Annotated in this window: 20 protein-coding genes; 19 read left to right on the plus strand and 1 reads right to left on the minus strand. The window is 49.1% G+C overall.

Annotated features, from left to right (window positions below; genetic code table 11):
- The first annotated feature begins 46 nt into the window (after positions 1-46).
- The 4 genes from QMG90_RS03515 to QMG90_RS03530 are packed head-to-tail and all read left to right on the plus strand — an operon-like array spanning position 47 to position 3,257.
- A complete protein-coding gene (locus QMG90_RS03515) occupies positions 47-526 on the plus strand; it encodes an Hcp family type VI secretion system effector (RefSeq protein WP_283282742.1) in 480 nt (159 codons plus the stop codon).
- Positions 527-552: 26 nt separating this feature from the next.
- A complete protein-coding gene (locus QMG90_RS03520) occupies positions 553-1,440 on the plus strand; it encodes a hypothetical protein (RefSeq protein ID WP_283282743.1) in 888 nt (295 codons plus the stop codon).
- Positions 1,394-1,900, plus strand: coding sequence for a DUF1240 domain-containing protein (locus QMG90_RS03525; protein ID WP_283282744.1), 507 nt, complete (start codon positions 1,394-1,396; stop codon positions 1,898-1,900). Before QMG90_RS03520 ends, QMG90_RS03525 begins: the two co-directional genes overlap by 47 nt.
- Before the next feature lie 31 nt (positions 1,901-1,931).
- Entirely contained in the window at positions 1,932-3,257 is a 1,326-nt protein-coding gene (locus QMG90_RS03530) for a VasL domain-containing protein (protein WP_283283881.1), read from the plus strand.
- On the opposite strand, the gene QMG90_RS03535 is transcribed toward QMG90_RS03530, so the two are convergent.
- Positions 3,258-4,004 (minus strand): lipoprotein YafT, encoded by a 747-nt coding sequence (locus QMG90_RS03535; RefSeq protein ID WP_283282746.1) that lies wholly within the window; start codon positions 4,002-4,004, stop codon positions 3,258-3,260.
- A 348-nt stretch (positions 4,005-4,352) separates the two neighbouring features.
- Here QMG90_RS03535 and QMG90_RS03540 point away from each other — a divergent pair, with 348 nt between their 5' ends.
- The 15 genes from QMG90_RS03540 (at position 4,353) to QMG90_RS03610 (ending at position 17,150) form a co-directional block, all read left to right on the plus strand.
- Positions 4,353-5,267 carry a ParA family protein gene (locus tag QMG90_RS03540; RefSeq protein WP_000550614.1) on the plus strand — a complete coding sequence of 305 codons (915 nt, stop codon included), beginning with the start codon at positions 4,353-4,355 and terminating at the stop codon, positions 5,265-5,267.
- Entirely contained in the window at positions 5,264-6,631 is a 1,368-nt protein-coding gene (gene dnaB-PI / locus QMG90_RS03545) for an SPI-7-type island replicative DNA helicase (protein ID WP_000203356.1), read from the plus strand. The genes QMG90_RS03540 and dnaB-PI overlap by 4 nt, the downstream gene beginning before the upstream one ends.
- Positions 6,628-8,343 carry a ParB family protein gene (locus QMG90_RS03550; RefSeq protein ID WP_046497064.1) on the plus strand — a complete coding sequence of 572 codons (1,716 nt, stop codon included), beginning with the start codon at positions 6,628-6,630 and terminating at the stop codon, positions 8,341-8,343. Before dnaB-PI ends, QMG90_RS03550 begins: the two co-directional genes overlap by 4 nt.
- Positions 8,336-8,590, plus strand: coding sequence for a TraR/DksA C4-type zinc finger protein (locus tag QMG90_RS03555; RefSeq protein WP_046497070.1), 255 nt, complete (start codon positions 8,336-8,338; stop codon positions 8,588-8,590). Before QMG90_RS03550 ends, QMG90_RS03555 begins: the two co-directional genes overlap by 8 nt.
- The gene (locus QMG90_RS03560; RefSeq protein ID WP_000005470.1) at positions 8,583-9,326 is read left to right on the plus strand and encodes a DUF2786 domain-containing protein; all 744 of its coding nucleotides are present in this window, start codon (positions 8,583-8,585) and stop codon (positions 9,324-9,326) included. Before QMG90_RS03555 ends, QMG90_RS03560 begins: the two co-directional genes overlap by 8 nt.
- 84 nt (positions 9,327-9,410) lie before the next feature.
- Complete coding sequence (locus QMG90_RS03565) at positions 9,411-10,007, plus strand: DUF2857 domain-containing protein (RefSeq protein ID WP_000077899.1); 597 nt, start codon at positions 9,411-9,413, stop codon at positions 10,005-10,007.
- A complete protein-coding gene (locus QMG90_RS03570) occupies positions 10,007-10,237 on the plus strand; it encodes a ParE family toxin-like protein (protein ID WP_001178480.1) in 231 nt (76 codons plus the stop codon). Before QMG90_RS03565 ends, QMG90_RS03570 begins: the two co-directional genes overlap by 1 nt.
- Before the next feature lie 78 nt (positions 10,238-10,315).
- On the plus strand, positions 10,316-11,548 hold the full coding sequence (locus QMG90_RS03575; RefSeq protein WP_046497077.1) for an STY4528 family pathogenicity island replication protein: 1,233 nt from the start codon (positions 10,316-10,318) through the stop codon (positions 11,546-11,548).
- 341 nt (positions 11,549-11,889) lie between these two features.
- Positions 11,890-12,612: a PFL_4669 family integrating conjugative element protein gene (locus QMG90_RS03580; RefSeq protein WP_046497081.1), complete on the plus strand. Its 723-nt coding sequence runs from the start codon at positions 11,890-11,892 to the stop codon at positions 12,610-12,612.
- A gap of 13 nt (positions 12,613-12,625) precedes the next feature.
- Entirely contained in the window at positions 12,626-14,635 is a 2,010-nt protein-coding gene (locus QMG90_RS03585) for a DNA topoisomerase III (RefSeq protein ID WP_046497084.1), read from the plus strand.
- Positions 14,636-15,263: 628 nt separating this feature from the next.
- Positions 15,264-15,755 (plus strand): STY4534 family ICE replication protein, encoded by a 492-nt coding sequence (locus tag QMG90_RS03590; protein WP_032676551.1) that lies wholly within the window; start codon positions 15,264-15,266, stop codon positions 15,753-15,755.
- Positions 15,756-15,827: 72 nt separating this feature from the next.
- Entirely contained in the window at positions 15,828-16,031 is a 204-nt protein-coding gene (locus QMG90_RS03595; RefSeq protein WP_032676552.1) for a hypothetical protein, read from the plus strand.
- A 17-nt stretch (positions 16,032-16,048) separates the two neighbouring features.
- On the plus strand, positions 16,049-16,597 hold the full coding sequence (locus tag QMG90_RS03600; protein ID WP_032676553.1) for a single-stranded DNA-binding protein: 549 nt from the start codon (positions 16,049-16,051) through the stop codon (positions 16,595-16,597).
- A gap of 78 nt (positions 16,598-16,675) precedes the next feature.
- On the plus strand, positions 16,676-16,918 hold the full coding sequence (locus tag QMG90_RS03605; protein ID WP_046497089.1) for a DUF4160 domain-containing protein: 243 nt from the start codon (positions 16,676-16,678) through the stop codon (positions 16,916-16,918).
- Positions 16,902-17,150, plus strand: a complete 249-nt coding sequence (locus QMG90_RS03610) for a DUF2442 domain-containing protein (RefSeq protein ID WP_000155614.1) — start codon at positions 16,902-16,904, stop codon at positions 17,148-17,150. Before QMG90_RS03605 ends, QMG90_RS03610 begins: the two co-directional genes overlap by 17 nt.
- The last annotated feature ends 227 nt before the right edge of the window (positions 17,151-17,377 follow it).

Consider the following 17,377-nt stretch of genomic DNA (forward strand, 5'->3'; position numbering starts at 1 on the left):
CGGTTCTTATATCTATATTAAATATTTATGATAATAAGGAACTGTCATGGCGAATATTATTTATTTGACACTTAACGGACAAATGCAAGGGTTGATTTCTGCAGGTTGCTCCTCGCTGGATTCAATTGGCAATAAAGCGCAACTGAGTCACCGCGATCAAATCATGGTTCTGGCACTCACCCATGGATTAACTCGCCAGCAGAATGTGAATCATCAGACGCTGAGACTGGTTAAGCCGGTTGATAAATCTTCCCCATTACTGGGGAAGGCAATTAATGAAAATGAGTCACTAAGTTGCGATTTTAGTTTTTATCGAACAAACCGGACCGGACTGAATGAATGTTATTACAAGCTTAAATTGACAAATGCAAGAATCTCCAGTATCCAATTACACAATCCTCATACTATCGATGACAGTGAGGGGCAACCGGAAGAATCTATAGACCTAACTTATGAATCCATTAGTTGGGAACATTGTATCGCAGGTACAAGTGCTTATAGCTTGTGGAGTGAACGTATATTCTAAATGGTGTATCCAAAAGGAATGTTACAATGAAAGGATACTACGACTGGATAGAAAGTAATACGGATTCTATTTCGCATATAAATAAATTCGCGTTAATTAATTATTGGGATGAAAGTATCGGGAATTTTCGAGGGGAATTAACAAAAACTAATCACCACGTAATGTTATTGTCTTTGGATGAAGCACAGTCAGTGATCGATGATTTATGCAACAGCAAAGTTGTAGGTTCCGGTACGACATATGCAGGAAACATTAAAGATAGCGTAAGCGGGGCTAAAAAGCTCTCCAGATTGATGAGCTTTAAGGATGCGGGGAAACTCATTTTCAGATTGCAAGGCTTGGGCATAAAAGCGATTCAATATACTTATCAGGGGAGGCTATATGTAAAAATAACGGACTATCCCTCTCTGCGGCGTATTCTCAGCGGAACCCGATATAGCATCAATCATCCGCAGGTGCTGGAGTTGGGTATCGGCAGGGCAGGCGTTCATACTGGCATTATTTCTGGCGCTAAATTTTGCATCTGGTTCTCTGCTTGCTGGCGAGTTGTTGAGTTGATTTTTAAATCAGAACATGACGTTGCAGCCTTCATCGGCAATATCACGATGGATGCTGCTAAAGTAATTGTGACGGTTTTTGTTACAAAAATTTTCGTTGTTTCTGGAGGTTGGCTGGTCGCCCTGGCAGGAGTAACGGTTACGCTGCCCGTTTCTGTCGGGATCGTAGTGGCCGTCAGCGTCGGTTTCTTTATTACGGCAACATTAGATTATCTGGACAATAATGAATTACACTGCTCAGAAAAATTAATAGTGAGCCTAAGACAGGCAATGAAAGAGAATGACAGAATCAGAAGATGGAACCTGGATCATGCAACCTCGCTTTCACCCTGGTCAAGCCATGAGTTTGGTTATTAAGGAAATGGATGTGACACTAAAAAACAGAATTGCGATAATTTTTTTTTGCAGCCTGATGATCGGCGCGTTTTGGTTGGGTTATAAACTGAGTGTGGGAACATTGAGTGATATTATCAATGGAAAGGACACGATCTATTACAACTGGCGATCAGTACCTATCTTCTCATTTCTTCCTGTTATTGTTTATTTTTTTATCGCTTTTTTTCTCCTTATCTTTTTTCCACATACGCAACAACTTGGCGCGTTTTTACTTTCAGGGCGCGGTATGTATTACCTTTCTATCTATTTGATAAGCGCTTTTTTTATTTCAATGTTGTTGTCAATCATAATCTATTTTTATCCTTTATCCAGCCATTATCAACAATGTGATGGTTCAGGAATATTTTCCGGCATCCACTTTGTAAAGGCGCCTGCATCGTGCGAACAATTTGGTTTTTACTCCGGAAAACAGGCGAATTAAGTTATTCAGAAGCGCAATGAGTAAAAAGAGAATGAATATATCTGTCGATAGTCAAACGATTATTACCGGCCGCGATCCTCGTGGTCTTCCGGAGTTCAGCGCTATTCGTGAAGAGATCAACAAAGCCAGCCATCCTGCACAGCCGGAAATGAACTGGAGGCTGGTCGAATCACTGGCGCTAAGCATTTTCAAATCCAACGGTGTAGATTTGCATACGGCGGCCTGGTACACGCTGGCGCGGACCCGTACGCAAGGCCTGGCAGGGTTTTGTGAGGGTGTAGAACTGATGGCGGCGATGATAAGCCATGAATGGGAGTCGTTCTGGCCGCAGGGTGGCGCGGCGCGAAGCGAGATGCTCGACTGGTTTAACACGCGCACCGGTAATATTCTGCGCCAGCAACTGTCCTTTTCAGATGCCGATCTTCCCTTGCTGTATCGCATCGAACGGGCACTGCAGGTGATTTGCGATAAGCTTCAGCAAGTGGAGCTCAAGCGTGTTCCGCGAGTGGAAAACCTGCTCTATTTTGTCCAGAACACACGAAAACGCTACGAGCCGCAGTCGAAATCGACTGTGACGGGAAAAACGGAAATGATGACCGTCCGCACGTTAGTCTATAAGCCGGACAGTACAGATACTGACGCAGTGGCTTCTTTGACAGAACTACCAGAAATGAAAGTTACGGTGCATCGTGGTGCGATGGAGGAATCGGCCTCTGAAGCAAGTTCTTTTGGCCACCTGAAAGGTTTTTTTGCTGGTGTAATATGTTCAGTGGCCGTCGCTGTTGTCCTCTGGTGGTGGTGGGTTTATCCCCTACAGCAACAGAATAATCGGGTGCGTGATGTCGCGTCAGGAATGACAGCGATCTGGCTGACGTCGCCGACACTTACTGACTATGATGCGCAACTCAGGAAACTGCTTAACGCTTCCCCTTTACAGCAACTGGAAACCGGGAGGCAAATGACGCGCGTGGCTAATAGTCATTGGCCGGAAAGTCAGCAGCAACAACAAGCCACCCGCAAATGGAATGAGGCGCTGAAAACTCGAGCGGCAAGCAGCCCGTCGTTGCATGGCTGGCAACAAACACGAACTGATTTGCGAGCATTCGCCGAATTGTTACTGCAACGGGAACAGAACAAAGAAGGGCTCACGCTCTCGCATATTAAAACAGTGGTCTACCAGGCCGAGAGAATGCTGAATCAGGAGATCCCTTTGGAGTATCTGCTGACGCAATATGAAGAACGCCGTTCTCATGGTGAAAATACAGACCTGCTGGAAAAGCAAATTAACGAACGACTGGATGGTGTGACAAGCCGCTGGTGGCTACTCACAAACGAGCCAACAGCGGCAGCAGAATAATTATTCGTAGCGGCTGACAAGATCCTTCACCACCGCTGCATACGTTTTTTGTTTTAACTGGGCGATTTGTTGTTCCTGCAGTTCTGACGTGGCTCCTGTCGGCGACAGTACACTATATTCATAATTGACGGGCGACCAGCTCGCCCACTCACCCGTTGCGACATCCACCAGCGCGAAGCGTACCAGATAGCGGAGCAGGGTAGCGTCTGTGAGTTTTTCATTTTTGTAGCCTGTCCATACAGTGTTTTTGGTGACGGTATCGTATTTCCCGCTCTGTAACTCATCCCAGTAAACAATTACCGCTTTTTGTCGACCTTTTGCCGCAATATAACGCAAGGCCTGCATATAATTCATATTTTCACTTTCAGCTGTCTCCGCGCTTTTATTACAGGAGAGTGATTTCTGCAAATCCGGGATGCCGGAGAAGGTCGAAATTAAATAGTATTTACTCATTTCCTGCTGCATCATCATTTCTGGCGCACGACTGCCGGATTGCACCAGTATGACGGAAGCATTCAACGGAATATTGAAGTTTTCTCCATCCAGCGCATCCTGAATATCTTCTTCCGATACAGCCAGTGTGGCTTCGCTTCCAAAGACATCTCTGTCGGTCAGTTGTACGGTAGTAGTCTTGCTGACATGACTTCCCGTGCGAGGGGCCTCAGTTTTTTTTGCATCAATGGGGGAATAAGAACAGCCTGACAGAAATGCGGCTGCGCATAAAAATAGCGTTAATCGAAAATGCATACATTATGATCCTTCAACAGTATTAGATAATTTGGCGAGTGTTTTACACAATTATATACCGCTGATATTCTGTCGGGAACATAACTTTTATATTTATTGAGGTGATAATATTTAATTAAATATAAATAAAGTGGATTTATTAAATAGCGATGCTATTCCGGATGGGAATGCCCATATTCCAGAAAGCAAAAACCCAGCCAATGGCTGGGTTCTCTGAATAGTGGTGCCCGGACTCGGAATCGAACCAAGGACACGGGGATTTTCAATCCCTGTGACAAAATGTTAAATTCCATAGAAGAATGATCGGTATTTGTTGAATCGCATCCTGATTAATTTTCAGGTGCTAAAATGCATTTACAATCAATCGATTATCCAACGTTGGGTGTTAAGCCTCGTATTATACCTGTTGTTTCCACTAAGGGGGGCGAGGGTAAGTCTACTCAGTCAGCTAATCTTGCAGGATTTCTGGCCGATGCAGGTATCAAAACACTTCTGATTGATGGCGACCATGCTCAGCCAACGGCCAGCAGTATATTCCCGCTTGAATATGAAGCCCCTGGTGGTTTGTACGAACTGTTGATGCAGACAGTTGATCTCTCAAATCCCGATAATCTGATCTCCCGTACGTCGATCAATAATCTGGACATTATCGTTTCCAACGATCCTCGTAATTTTCTCCCAACTGCAATGCTGAATGCGCCTGATGGGCGAGTTCGCCTCCGAAATGCTCTTTCACATCCCCTTTTTAATTCATATGGCGTGATTATTGTCGATTCACAAGGCTCACGGTCAGTGATGTCTGAGTTAATTATCCTGGCCTCCACCGGAACCATGGTGGGTATTGCCAAACCGATTCTTCCTGATGTCAGGGAGTTCATGCGCGGAACAGTCGCGCTGATGGAAGAATTGCTGCCTTATTGTGCGTTTGGCATTCAGCTTCCAGTCACAAAATTGCTCATCAACTGTATGGAATACGACAATCTGTCTGTTGAGACCCTCGCTGAAGTCAAAGCGATCGTTGAAGATAAACGCTACAGCGCCCATGCAGACAAAATTCATATCGACCTGCTGGAGACATGTATCTATGACCTGACTGTCTATGTTCTTGGGCATGTTAAGGGCGTACCGGTACATCGTCTTGAAAAAAATACCCGACGTAAAAGCGACTCAGCGTTTACGTCAATGTATCAATTGGCTTGTGAACTTTTCCCAGAGTGGAAAACGAATTTTGATGCGTTAGCTAATGCGGGGGGCGAGGAATGACCTCTAACAACCGCAGAAATGTTTCGGGGCTGTTTTCTCAGGATGCTGAGCAGAGCGTCATTGGTGGCCTGATGCTGGATAACGACTGCTGGGATGAAGTGGCGCTCCGTCTCGATACCGATGATTTTTATTTCAAGGTTCACCAGGTCATCTTTCATGAAATGGCGCGTCTGGTTGCAGCAGGGCGTCCGATTGACCTGATCACACTTGCTGAGAGCATTGAAAACCGTGGTAAGGATGCGCTTGAGCAACTTGGCGGATTCGCCTATCTGGCCGAACTTTCAAAAAATACTCCAAGTGCGGCCAATATCGTCGCTTACTGTGACATTGTTGCCAGGTACAGCCAGGGGCGACAGTTGGTCGCCATTGGTGCTGAGATAACCGAAACTGTTAAGGCATCCGGTGCTGATATCGGGGCGGTGATGGAAACCGCAGAGCAAAAAATTACCCGGCTGGCAGAACGTTCAGAACCACAGCAGGCCGTGACGCTGCTTGACGGCATGGAAAAACTCCTTACAGAGCTGGAACGTCGTTGCAATGTGCCCGATGGTATTACTGGTACGCCTACGGGATTTGAAGATTTTGATGCCATGACCAGCGGGCTGCAGGCAGCTGATCTGATACTTATAGCAGCAAGGCCTTCAATGGGGAAAACTGCCTTTCTGATCAGCCTGATTTTGAATTCACTTCTGAAAAAAGCCGATACACATGCGCAGTTTTACAGCCTTGAGCAGCCCACCGAGCAGATCCTCATGCGTATGGTCGCTTCACTTGGCAGTGTAGATTTAACACATTTAAAAAATGGCCAGATGGATGATGAGGACTGGGCGCGTGTTTCAAACGCGTCTTCACTATTGATGGGTGACCTTAAAGACCGCCTCATCATAGATGACACTGGCTCATTGACCCCCGCCATGCTCAGAATTCGCGCCCGTCGTAACGCCCGCCGTTATGGTCACCCTTCAGTCATCGGTCTTGATTACCTGCAACTGATGCGTTGTCCGGATCAGGAGAACCGCACACAGGAAATTGCTGAAATCTCGCGGTCACTCAAAGCGCTGGCGAAAGAAATGGGTTGTCCGGTTGTTGCCCTTTCGCAGTTGAATCGTCAACTAGAGAGTCGTGCTGATAAACGGCCGAACAATGGCGATCTTCGTGATTCCGGTGCCCTGGAACAGGATGCTGATGTAATTGTCTTTATCTATCGTGATGAGGTCTATCACGAAAACACTGAAGACAAGGGGGTTGCTGAAATTATTGTCAGCAAACAGCGTCAGGGACCGATTGGTACGATCCGACTGCAATACGAAGGCCGTTATACGCGTTTTTCTGCTAACCCTGGTCATACCGGGAGGTTTGCATGAGCAACGTCCGTAGTCTTAACCTTGGCGACGCCATGTTGCAGCGTGGAAAATCACCGGCTCAGGCTGCTGATAATAATACTCCCACCGTTACCCAGCCAGTAAACGAAATGGCAATGGTTCTTACCCTTGACCAGCTTCGCCCGAATCCGGATAACCCGCGCAAAGGACGCAATCCTCGTTTTGAGGAAATTAAAGCTTCCGTCCGTGCACGAGGATTGGATTCGATTCCAAAAGTGACCCGTGATCCGGATGGTGATGATGTTTATATCTTTAGTGACGGGGGAAATACCCGGTATCAGATACTCTGCGATCTCTGGCAGGAGACTGGTGATGAACGTTTTTATCGCGTTCACACGATCTTCAAACCCTGGCCTGGACGTCTAAAATGTCTGGTTGGTCACCTGGCTGAGAATGAGGTCAGGGGGGATCTTACCTATATAGAAAAGGCATTCGGTGTTCATAAAGCGCGTGTAATTTATGAAGAGCAACTGGGCCGGAGTGTTACCTTACGAGAACTTTCGGATCTGTTGGGTAAGGAAGGTTATCCTATTGATAACTCCAGCGTAAGCCGGATGGAAGATACGCTTAATTACCTGTATCCACATATGCCCCAGTTGCTTGAGAGTGGCATGAGCCGTGGTCAGGCAACACCACTCCTGAGCCTTCGTTCTTCAGCTATGAAGGTCTGGAAATCTTTCAGCGGTGACGTAAACCCAGAATGTTCTCTTGATGATGTGTTTGGTGCAGTTTGCCGGTGTTTTGATGAACCTGAAAGCTATGCCCTTGATATTTTTAGGGATGAGTTTATCGGTCAACTGGTTAAGGCTCTTCCCCATCCAAGCCTGAATTATGACCGCTGGTTAATTGAACTTGATCCTCGTGAGCAAAAACGCAGGGAACAGTTTGGCGAGCCGCCTCCACTGCCAGCACCTACACCCGCGTCTGAACAGTCAGGTGGTCGGGAACGCACAACACCACCAGTTACGACTCTGCCAGCAGATACTTCATCCCAGCCCCCTGTTACTGGTCTGCGTAGCGGTACGCTGACTACTCCAGGGCGTCCGGAAGCTGTACCAGAACTTCAGGACAATACTGCACTTCCCGGCGGTATGTCTGTTGGAAGTGAGCCGCGTCGTGAAGTTCAGAATGACCTGTTTGGCGGAAATCCTGTGATTACCGGTCAGACAGAGAATCCTGATAACGATGGAGAGTGGCAATTTAAGTCAGATGTTAATGCCAACGCGCTCGTTTCTGCTTTTGGCGAACAGGATGAAACTTCCACACCTTCAGTTAGCTCAGTGGCCTTCGCCGCAACCGGGTTGGAACCGGTCAATGATATCTGGCACATCTCCGCATTACAGGACGACATCGAGCACCTGCAGGATATGGCTTATCGGCTTACTTTCGAAATTGCCGAAGCGATGGGCTGCGCGGACTGTGTTCGGGAGGATAAAGACCATCATTCAGCTGGTTTCTCCATTTCAGAGAACGCCAGCGAGTTTACTCTTTTCCTCGCCGGGCTATCAGGTTCACTGCCTAACAAACAGTTCAATATGTTCATGTTCTGCCTGAATTTTTTTGGCTCTCAGGAACCTGCAGATACTGCCGTTTTCGATGATGTCACTGTTGTAAAAACAATGCGCCTTATCCGCGTTATACGGCGTCTGCGTGAGCTGCAGCGTCTGGCTGTGAAGGGAGGGGAAAATGTCTGAGGACCTGAATGATGAAATGGCTCAGGCCAGTACCGCTATTTTCACCCAGCGCGGCATCGATGCTATCAGGGCAAAAGTGCACTCGTTACGCCCGTCAAAAGAAATTTGTGAGTGCTGCGGCGCGGACATTCCCGCTGCCCGTCAGTTGGCAGTGCCGGGCGTAGAGTTGTGTGCTGCTTGTCAGGATGTGAAGGAGAAGCAGGATGTTCACCGTGCTGCCGGCTGCAGGGGGCTACACCATGTCTGAAACTACAAAAGTGATTGCACGTATCCGGCGACTGATGGCGCTGGGTACCCGGAACAGTAATCCACACGAGGCGGCCCGTGCAGTGGCTCTGGCTCAACGGCTGATGCAGCGTCATGGCCTGACCCCTGACATGCTTTCTCTTCATGATATCCAGGAATCCGTCTGTCAGAACCTGACCAGTAATGCAGAAAAAGTGCCAGCCTGGCTAAGTTCACTCGCAACAGTGGTATGCATGGCCACGGGCTGCCGTTGCTGGTTTGGCTGGCATATTCACACTAGTTGCAGTGGTGTAAAAAGCGTTCGCCGATCTCTGCACTTTTATGGTTTCAGCGGGAGAGCCGAAGTTGCGCTCTATATCTATACCGTTTTACAGCGGCAACTTCGTGCAGACACTGACGGTCAGATTGCCGGATACCGGAAGCGCCGTATTCTTAAGAACACGCTTCGTCGCAGAGCCGATCAGTTTCGTGAAGGGTGGGTATCTGGCGTCTGGCAGGTACTGCAGTCATTCGCGCCTTCAGAATGTGAGAATTCCATGCTTCAGCGCTGGCTTGCCCAGCGTCACACCGGCGACACCCTGGGGACTGTAAACGTCAGGGTGGCCGGTAAATGCCGTGGCGACAGAGCAGCACGCGTAGCGGGCTGGCTCGCGGGGCGGGATACCGAAGTTCATCAAGGCCTGACTGGTGCGCAGGCTCAACAGCAGATTACGGCGGGAGGCTGTACACATGAGTAACATTATTTTATGGAGTGCCTGCCTGTCGGGCTGGCTTTTTGATGTTCTGCTTGTTGCCGATCAGATGATATCAGGAGGGGCCCTATGAGCCAGCACAACCTTTCACAGGCCACCACGGCCATCCTTTCATCACTGCTGATGGATGTTAAAAACGGCAATATTCGCCGCTGTGAGTCGCTGGGAATGTCACTCGAGGAGATACGCGCACTGAGTCAGTTGAGCCTTGATGAGCTGCATTATTTGAGCCAGTCACACGTTTCTGTGCTTGATGTTAGCCTGAATCACGAAAATTTTTGGCTGATGCTCAACCAGGCACGTAATGAGCAGAAACGAATGCTGATGATAGACCGGGCGCTTGAGCTTGGCGGTTCAATGGAACTGATTGATAAATACTTCGGCCTGTCTCCATCAGAGGTTAGCGCACGGCGTCGTCTGATGGGGATAGAGTCTCGCCAGGGCCGCACACAGTCTCTGACGGAGCCACAGGATTCGGCACTATGGATCGAGTGGAAGGCTGCCGGGCTATCATCCCCGGACTCTCATCAGGCTCTGGAAGCGATGATGCTTGCCGCTGAGCAGCATGGCCTGTCACTGACCGCAGTCTGGAGCAGGGTCTGCCAGTGGTGCCGGGAGACAACTCCATCCCGCAAGAGTGAATCACAACAGCGCAAGGAAGCATGATGCAGATGACCGACTTTTCTTCACGTCAGTACGTTTCCCCCTCGGTTCGTCGCAGGGCGCAACGGCTGTTCAGCGCAGTGTGCTGCGGTGAGAAGGTGTTCCGTCGGTTGACGATGAACGGCTATCTCAAGATAGATGTTGGGCCGTTCTGGCGCATCCTCAGTAAGGATGGAGGTAAACACTGGTGGCTTATGGATCATGAGACCTATAACCGTGAAATACGGCGGTAACGGAATGCCGCTGCTGACCGTACAGTGCCGGGTTTGTCCCGGCATTGTGCTGTCTCAGGTTGAAGAGGAGAGCAGAAAATGACCATTCCGGCAGACAGCATAGTTGCTCATACACTGTCCAGGATGCAGCGTAGTCTCGAACGGCGTACAGACACTGGTGATGTCGGTCAGGAGCGCAGCGGGCTTCTTTTTATGGGAAATGTACATGATGCGTTTCCCCGACAGCTGTTTCTGGATACCCGTCTTTCGCCACTGGATAAAACCGCCTGGGTGATGATCCGGTTGTATGCACAGCAGAATGAAGGTGCTGTTTTCCCGACTTATGATGAGCTCCAGGTTCAACTGGCGTCGGCACATTCAGAGAAGGCCTCCAGAGATACGGTCAGCCGCGTTCTGCTGATGCTGCGTCTTACAGGCTGGCTCAGCCTGTGTAAGCGTGTTCGCGACGACCATGGTCGTGTGCGGGGCAATATCTATGCACAGCATGATGAGCCGCTGGGCTACCGTGATGCTGAGACTTTTGATCCGGGCTGGCTGACCCTTGTTGAAGAGAGTTGCCTGAGCAGGAATAAAGCCGTCCGTATGACGGCGCTGGCTGTAGTCAATGACATCCTTCATGATCCGGGAATGCGCCACCGTCACAGCCGCTTGGCCATTATTGAGAGCCGGCTAAGTGCACCTGCCACACCAGAACAAATGGCTCGTCAGCGACAGGCTGTGCAACCGAGTCCGAAATCAGGACTCAGTAAAAAACGCATAAAAAACAGCCCGAATTCACTGAGTCCGGAAAACGGACTCAGTTCCCTTAAACCTGATAATTCACAGAATCCGGAAAATGGACTCAGTAAAAAATCAAGGACTTACGCCGGAGTCCGAAATTCGGACTGTAACGTACGTTCTTTCACACACAGTGTGAATAAAAAAACGTACGTACCGTGTGGTGAGCAATTCCTGCCAGATGATTTTCTGAACGCTCTGAACAGTGAAGACAGGCAGATGCTGAGTACGCAGATGGCTTCGCTTCCGGAGACAATGGCAAAGGCCCTTGCTGACATGCTGCGTGAGCAACAGGCCCTTGGAAGGCTCAACAATCCGGTGGGCTGGATGTTCTCTATGCTTCGCAGGGCGCGAAGTGGTGAGCTGAAAATTTCAGAGGATACGGCGACTGCCAGTTCTGGTGGAACAATTTCCCACCCGGTTGAATCACGTACTGTACCCACAGCCAACGTCCCTGTTCAACCTGCGAAACGCCCGTCTCAGGGGCAGGTAAGGGCTATGATTGCGGCTATTCGGCAACAGGTCCAGAAATGATTATGGCATCAAAAATCTGTTTTTGATTAAAAAGTGAGCTTGCTGCGGGGCGCAGCAAGTACAAAAAATGAGCAGAACTACTGGGCGCAATAGTGGTTAAAAAATGACCTTGTTGCGGGGCGCAACAAGTACAAAAAAGAATCAGGTTTCGATGTGTTGTGATTGGGGTCTTGCGGGAAAGTATTGCTGTTGGTTAAAAAACGAGCTTGCTGCGGGGCGCAGCAAGTACAAATTTTAACCAACTTACAATTTCGTTCTTGGAATTATGAGTTTCGCGTTGTTGGAGATACCGGTGTTTCAGGACTATGCCTGCTCATCTTAACTGAGCACAGGTGACAACGATGGCAGAAAAAAATGAGAAAAGAACTGGTGCGCTGCAGTCTGAAATGACGATCGCACTGCATACGAATTACGCAATCGGGCTATGGCAGGGGCGTCAGCCTGAAAAACAGGACGGTGAAAAGCCTGCAAGGCATGGAATTATCGGTATGCCTCAGTTTTTCCACCGTGCGACTCTGATTAACCAGGATTCCCTGCGAAATAATCCATGGGCTGATGTTGCTATGTTTAACCTGGAAGAAAAGATCAAGGTTGCATCAGATTCTATGACTGCTTTGATACAGCAACTTGATGCTGAGATGTCAATGTTGCCGCCTGGTATTACATTGACAGAAGTTGCATCTGTTGAGCCACTCGATATCCAGGTATTTACACGAACCCCTCTGGGTTACAGGTGTGTGTTTCTGTTAGTAGGATTCGATCAGTTTGCGAAAAAGGCACTACAGGCATCGCATTATGGATTAATTACACGTTCTCGCCGTGATCATCATCTTAGCGAAGGTGGCAGATTAATTCGTCAGATCTATGGCTCTGTTTTATCTTATCGCCGTATTGATGCTACCCGGTTTGATGCTGTGGAAAACAACGAAACATGGAAACAAGCATGCGAGGTGGCGGGAGAGCCAGATTTGTCTGTTCTTCTTGGTGAAAAGCGCTCAGCTTTCTCACCGCCGGTTAATGAATCGAGCGTAAACCTGCTTCGTATGCGATATCGGGCTGCCTGACCGGGGAACCACCATGCGGTTGTTTATCTGCGAAAAGCCATCACAGGGGCGAGATCTTGCGAATGTTTTGGGTGCCACCCGACGTGGCGACGGTTTTCTAACTGGCCCTGGCGTCACTGTTACCTGGGCAGTAGGGCATTTGCTGGAGACCGCACCGCCTGAAGCATACGGTCAACAGTATGGCAAACCATGGTCGCTCTCTGCTCTGCCGATCCTGCCTTCCCCATGGCAGGTGGTGGTAAAAAAGGAGACGCAGTCTCAGTTCAAGGTTATTGAGCGGCTGCTGCGCCAGGTCGATGATGTGGTTATCTCCACTGATGCGGACCGGGAAGGAGAAGTAATTGCCCGTGAATTGCTGGAATACTGCCGCTGGGACGGTCCTGTACAGCGGCTTTGGCTTTCTGCCCTTGATGAAATGAGCATCCGTGCAGCTCTCCAGGATCTGCGACCGGGTGCCGAAACTCTTGGAATGTATCATGCGGGACTTGGTCGCGCTCGTGCCGACTGGCTCATTGGAATGAATCTGTCCCGTCTGTATACACTGCTTGCAGTACAGTCAGGATTCGACTGTGTGATTTCTGTCGGGCGGGTGCAGACTCCCACCCTGGCACTGGTTGTCCGGCGTGATCGGGAGATAGCGACATTCGTCCCAAAACCTTTCTGGCAGGTTAAGGCGCTTCTGAGTGCGGGAGGGAGAACTTTTCCGGCGCAATGGGTACCTGCAAAGGTTTATACCGACGAAGAAAAACGCTGTGTACACCAAAATATAGCGCAGCAGGTAGCGCATCTTTGCCGGCAGGCTGGAGCAGCGACCGTAACAGAATGTGAGACGAAGCGTGAAAAAGCGGCAGCGCCGCTGGCTTTTTCGCTCGGCACTTTACAACAGGCCTGTGGCCTGCTCTGGGATATGTCACCCCAGCAGGTGCTTGACACTGCACAGAGCCTCTATGAGAAACACAAGGCAACCACTTATCCACGAACTGATTGTGGATACCTTCCTGAGTCTATGCGTGAGGAAATCCCCTCGGTTCTTTCCGCTATTGGTCTGTCTGATCCAGAGTGTAGTTCTCTTCTTTCAGGTCTAAATACTTCGTTTGTTTCGCGTATATGGAACGACAAAAAAATCACAGCTCACCATGGCATTATCCCTACCCGAAACGCGTTTAAGTTTTCTGCGTTAAGTGAGGCAGAGCGAAGGGTATACACCCTTATCCGCCGAAATTATCTGGCACAATTTCTTCCCCTGCACGAATCTGATATTACTCGTCTGCAGTTTGACATTGGCGGGCAACTGTTCCGCACAACAGGAAGGACGGAGATTGTAATGGGCTGGAAGGTCCTGTTCAGTAAGGAGGAAGAGGATAGTGCAGGGGATGATGATCTCAGTATTGAACTTCCTCCTCTCAGGAAGGGTGACCGTTGCGGAGTAAACGGTGCAGAGGTCGTGCAGCAAATGACTCGTCCGCCGGCTCACTATACTTTCGCAACACTCATCGGCGCTATGATGAACGCGTCAGCGTTTGTTACCGATATTGCTCTTCGTAAGGTACTGAAGGACAACGCCGGATTAGGCACGGAAGCCACCCGCGCTGGTATCGTTGAGCAACTGCTGAACCGCAGATTTATTGTGCGTAAAGGTAAGCAGCTTCGCGCGACTGATCTTGGTGCTGATGTCATTGATGCTCTGCCCTCGCAGTTAACCGACCCCGGAATGACTGCACTTTGGGAACAGGCTCTGGATGAAGTAGCAGAAGGACGCCTTACCCTGAATGATTTTTTGCAGCGACAGGTCGGATGGACCCGTAACCTTGTCAGCATGGGAGGACAGCAGCGGGTGAGCATTAGAATACCACCCACACCATCGTGCCCTTTATGTGGGGGGAAAACTCGCCTAAAAAAAGGACAGAAAGGAGAGTTTTGGGGGTGTACTCGTTATCCTGATTGCAAAGGAATCATCAACAACGACACCCAGAAACGTAAAAGCGCGCGTAGCTCTAAGGCTGTAAAACCAAAGAATAATTAATTCCTTGTCTCTCATTGCGGGGACAGGATGCCTTTGCTATTGTTGCGACGGCTCTGAAGCCGCACCTCGTGACTGCGGGTCCTGTGAGCATCAAATGCAGTGCTTGCAGGATACAGTCTTGTTGGCCGCGTCCACACCTGAACGTGAGTCAAAAAGGCACAAAACTCCGTGAAACCGTGCCGGGTCCTGAACACACCCCCGGAGCAACTGCGTAAGCAGGTCAACATCAGGTCTAATGGTGCAGACCTCACAGGCGGTGCCGAAAGGTGCCGCTTTTTTTATTTTTTGGCATTGATGATTTTTTACGCACACCGGCGTTGACATCTGCTGCGTCTGAATAAATGATAAAGAGGCTAATCGTTGTCATCGACAACTGCCAATGCCCTGGTGATTTGAGAAGGGCGCCTTCGGGTAATCACATGCCAATGCCACATAAAACCTGAGAGTGGCGCCTTCGGGTGGTAAACCTGTTTAACCTCTGAGAACAGGTACTCCTGGCGAGTTGAGGTCCATTTCACAAATACAGCCAGTCGGCAATAATTTGCTGACTTCCCTGCGGGAAACGTTATCCCGCAAGGGATAGATGTTTCTCCGCTACCAGTTTAGTTTTTACTCCGGAGATAACATCATGACTGCTACTACAACTGCATCTTCTTCCACCACCTCTTCCTCTGCCAGCCAGAAAAAAGAGTATTTCAATCTTAACGTAAGCGGTATCGGCTACCTGAGCTCGATTCGTCGTGTACAGGGCCAAAACGGTGAATTTACCTGCGCTGTCATTAATGCCCTGACTGGTCCTACCGACAATGCGTCATACACTCGTTTCGATGTCACTGTTGCGGGCCCAGAGGCTACAAAACTCATCAACCGCTGCCAGAAGGCCGTGGATGAAGAGGAAAAAGTATTGCTGGGGTTTGTGCTGAGCGGCCTGAAAGCTGACGTGTTTACCCTTCAGTCGGGTGAACATTCCGGTGAATCCAGACCTTCTCTGAAGGCTCGCCTGATTAAGGTCGAGTTCATTAAGAAAGGCCAGGAAGTCGTTTACACAGCGCCAAATGCATCTCAAACCCCGGAACAAGGTTCTGCGGCTCCTAAAGACTACGATCCGAACTCGTTTTAATTCTTTTTTCTTACATCCGGTAAATCTCTTTCGGGAGATTTACCTCTCTCGATAACGTAACGGAGCTCTCGCATGGGAAATCCATTCGGTTTACTGGCTTCAGAAGCTGGGTATCAATTACAGATCCAGGTTCTGTCCAGTCAGCGCGGTTTTTATATCGGAACCGCGAACGAAATGGGACCCGTGTCCCGTGAGTCAGTCGAATACTACAAAACCAGTCTGCAGGCCGATATTGCTCTTGAAAAAGGGGAATGGACGCAGCGTGAATATGATTAGGTACAGGAGATTACATCATGGCAAGTCGCGGAATTAACAAAGTTATTCTCGTTGGCCATCTCGGTCAGGACCCCGAAGTACGTTATATGCCCAATAGCACAGCTGTTACAGGGTTCAGTATTGCAACGTCGGAGTCATGGCGTGATAAACAAAGCGGTGAAATGAAGGAAAACACTGAGTGGCATCGCGTTGTGTTGTTTGGCAAACTCGCCGAAATAGCCGGTGAATATCTGAAAAAAGGTTCACAGGTATACATTGAAGGCCATCTGCGGACCCGCAAATGGACTGATAACGGCGGGGTTGAACGCTGGACAACAGAAGTTGTGGTTGGTGTGAACGGTACGATGCAGATGCTGGGTAGTCGTAATGCTCCAGCAGGTACCGGTAATGCTCAGCAGCCTGGGTCGGCGCAAGGAGGTTGGGGGCAGCCTCAGCAGCCTCAGCCTCAGCAGTCAGCTGCGCCACACAATCCTGCTAATGAACCTCCGATGGATTTTGATGATGACATACCGTTTCTGGGGCATGGTTATGGGATCTGCCGAAAAGCGATCTACGCCATTTCCTGATTGGATTTTACAGAGGCGCCAGTTTGACTGGCGCTTTTTTATTCAAGATAATCATGGCAGGAGCGGGGTACTTTTTTAATGCCAGTTATACTGAGAATTAACGGATTCAAATTTTTCTTTTACTCGAACGAGGGAAATCCTCTAGAACCCGCTCATATTCATGTCCGTAACGCTGATGGTGAAGCGAAATTCTGGCTTGAAAATGAAGTTAAACTGAGCAGGAACGATGGCTTCGATGCCCGGACTCTTAAAGAGTTGACTAAGATGGTTCAACATAACCAGACGATGTTTGTGGAGGCCTGGAATGACTATTTCAGCTAAAAATGTACGATTTGATGAGACCACCATGTGGGTCGAATTAAACGATGGCAGGGTGATGGGCGTACCAATCGCCTGGTTTCCTCGTCTGCTGAATGCCACAGACAAAGAACGTAATGACTATGAACTGAGTAAACGTGGTATTCACTGGGATAATCTCGATGAGGATATCTCAGTCGATGGCTTGCTCGCTGGCCGTGGTGACGTGACCCATGTTCCACATCGCGTAGCCTGATAATCATAAAGTCGCAGACTAAGGCGCCGGATTTTCCGGCGCTTTTCTTTTTAAGGTATTGCCAACTGGCTGGATAAATCGGTCTCGTGTAGCTCCTTTCCCTGCGCCCGAATACGGTGATAACCCTTGAAACTGGATATCCTGGTCTTTCGCGGTTGCCCCACCGAGGAAATTTTCTTCAGTTCGCAGTAATAGTTTTGCATTGTCCGAAAAGGCATCCCCGCCAG

The sequence above is a fragment of the Trabulsiella odontotermitis genome, from assembly GCF_030053895.1.
GTDB lineage: Bacteria > Pseudomonadota > Gammaproteobacteria > Enterobacterales > Enterobacteriaceae > Trabulsiella > Trabulsiella odontotermitis_C.

Bases quoted from the DNA above. Each gene is read 5' to 3' on its own strand.
- QMG90_RS03515 (WP_283282742.1), top strand. From the start codon at position 47: ATGGCGAATATTATTTATTTGACACTTAACGGACAAATGCAAGGGTTG.
- QMG90_RS03520 (WP_283282743.1), top strand. From the start codon at position 553: ATGAAAGGATACTACGACTGGATAGAAAGTAATACGGATTCTATTTCG.
- QMG90_RS03525 (WP_283282744.1), top strand. From the start codon at position 1,394: ATGCAACCTCGCTTTCACCCTGGTCAAGCCATGAGTTTGGTTATTAAG.
- QMG90_RS03530 (WP_283283881.1), top strand. From the start codon at position 1,932: ATGAATATATCTGTCGATAGTCAAACGATTATTACCGGCCGCGATCCT.
- QMG90_RS03535 (WP_283282746.1), bottom strand. From the start codon at position 4,004: ATGCATTTTCGATTAACGCTATTTTTATGCGCAGCCGCATTTCTGTCA.
- QMG90_RS03540 (WP_000550614.1), top strand. From the start codon at position 4,353: ATGCATTTACAATCAATCGATTATCCAACGTTGGGTGTTAAGCCTCGT.
- dnaB-PI (WP_000203356.1), top strand. From the start codon at position 5,264: ATGACCTCTAACAACCGCAGAAATGTTTCGGGGCTGTTTTCTCAGGAT.
- QMG90_RS03550 (WP_046497064.1), top strand. From the start codon at position 6,628: ATGAGCAACGTCCGTAGTCTTAACCTTGGCGACGCCATGTTGCAGCGT.
- QMG90_RS03555 (WP_046497070.1), top strand. From the start codon at position 8,336: ATGTCTGAGGACCTGAATGATGAAATGGCTCAGGCCAGTACCGCTATT.
- QMG90_RS03560 (WP_000005470.1), top strand. From the start codon at position 8,583: ATGTCTGAAACTACAAAAGTGATTGCACGTATCCGGCGACTGATGGCG.
- QMG90_RS03565 (WP_000077899.1), top strand. From the start codon at position 9,411: ATGAGCCAGCACAACCTTTCACAGGCCACCACGGCCATCCTTTCATCA.
- QMG90_RS03570 (WP_001178480.1), top strand. From the start codon at position 10,007: ATGCAGATGACCGACTTTTCTTCACGTCAGTACGTTTCCCCCTCGGTT.
- QMG90_RS03575 (WP_046497077.1), top strand. From the start codon at position 10,316: ATGACCATTCCGGCAGACAGCATAGTTGCTCATACACTGTCCAGGATG.
- QMG90_RS03580 (WP_046497081.1), top strand. From the start codon at position 11,890: ATGGCAGAAAAAAATGAGAAAAGAACTGGTGCGCTGCAGTCTGAAATG.
- QMG90_RS03585 (WP_046497084.1), top strand. From the start codon at position 12,626: ATGCGGTTGTTTATCTGCGAAAAGCCATCACAGGGGCGAGATCTTGCG.
- QMG90_RS03590 (WP_032676551.1), top strand. From the start codon at position 15,264: ATGACTGCTACTACAACTGCATCTTCTTCCACCACCTCTTCCTCTGCC.
- QMG90_RS03595 (WP_032676552.1), top strand. From the start codon at position 15,828: ATGGGAAATCCATTCGGTTTACTGGCTTCAGAAGCTGGGTATCAATTA.
- QMG90_RS03600 (WP_032676553.1), top strand. From the start codon at position 16,049: ATGGCAAGTCGCGGAATTAACAAAGTTATTCTCGTTGGCCATCTCGGT.
- QMG90_RS03605 (WP_046497089.1), top strand. From the start codon at position 16,676: ATGCCAGTTATACTGAGAATTAACGGATTCAAATTTTTCTTTTACTCG.
- QMG90_RS03610 (WP_000155614.1), top strand. From the start codon at position 16,902: ATGACTATTTCAGCTAAAAATGTACGATTTGATGAGACCACCATGTGG.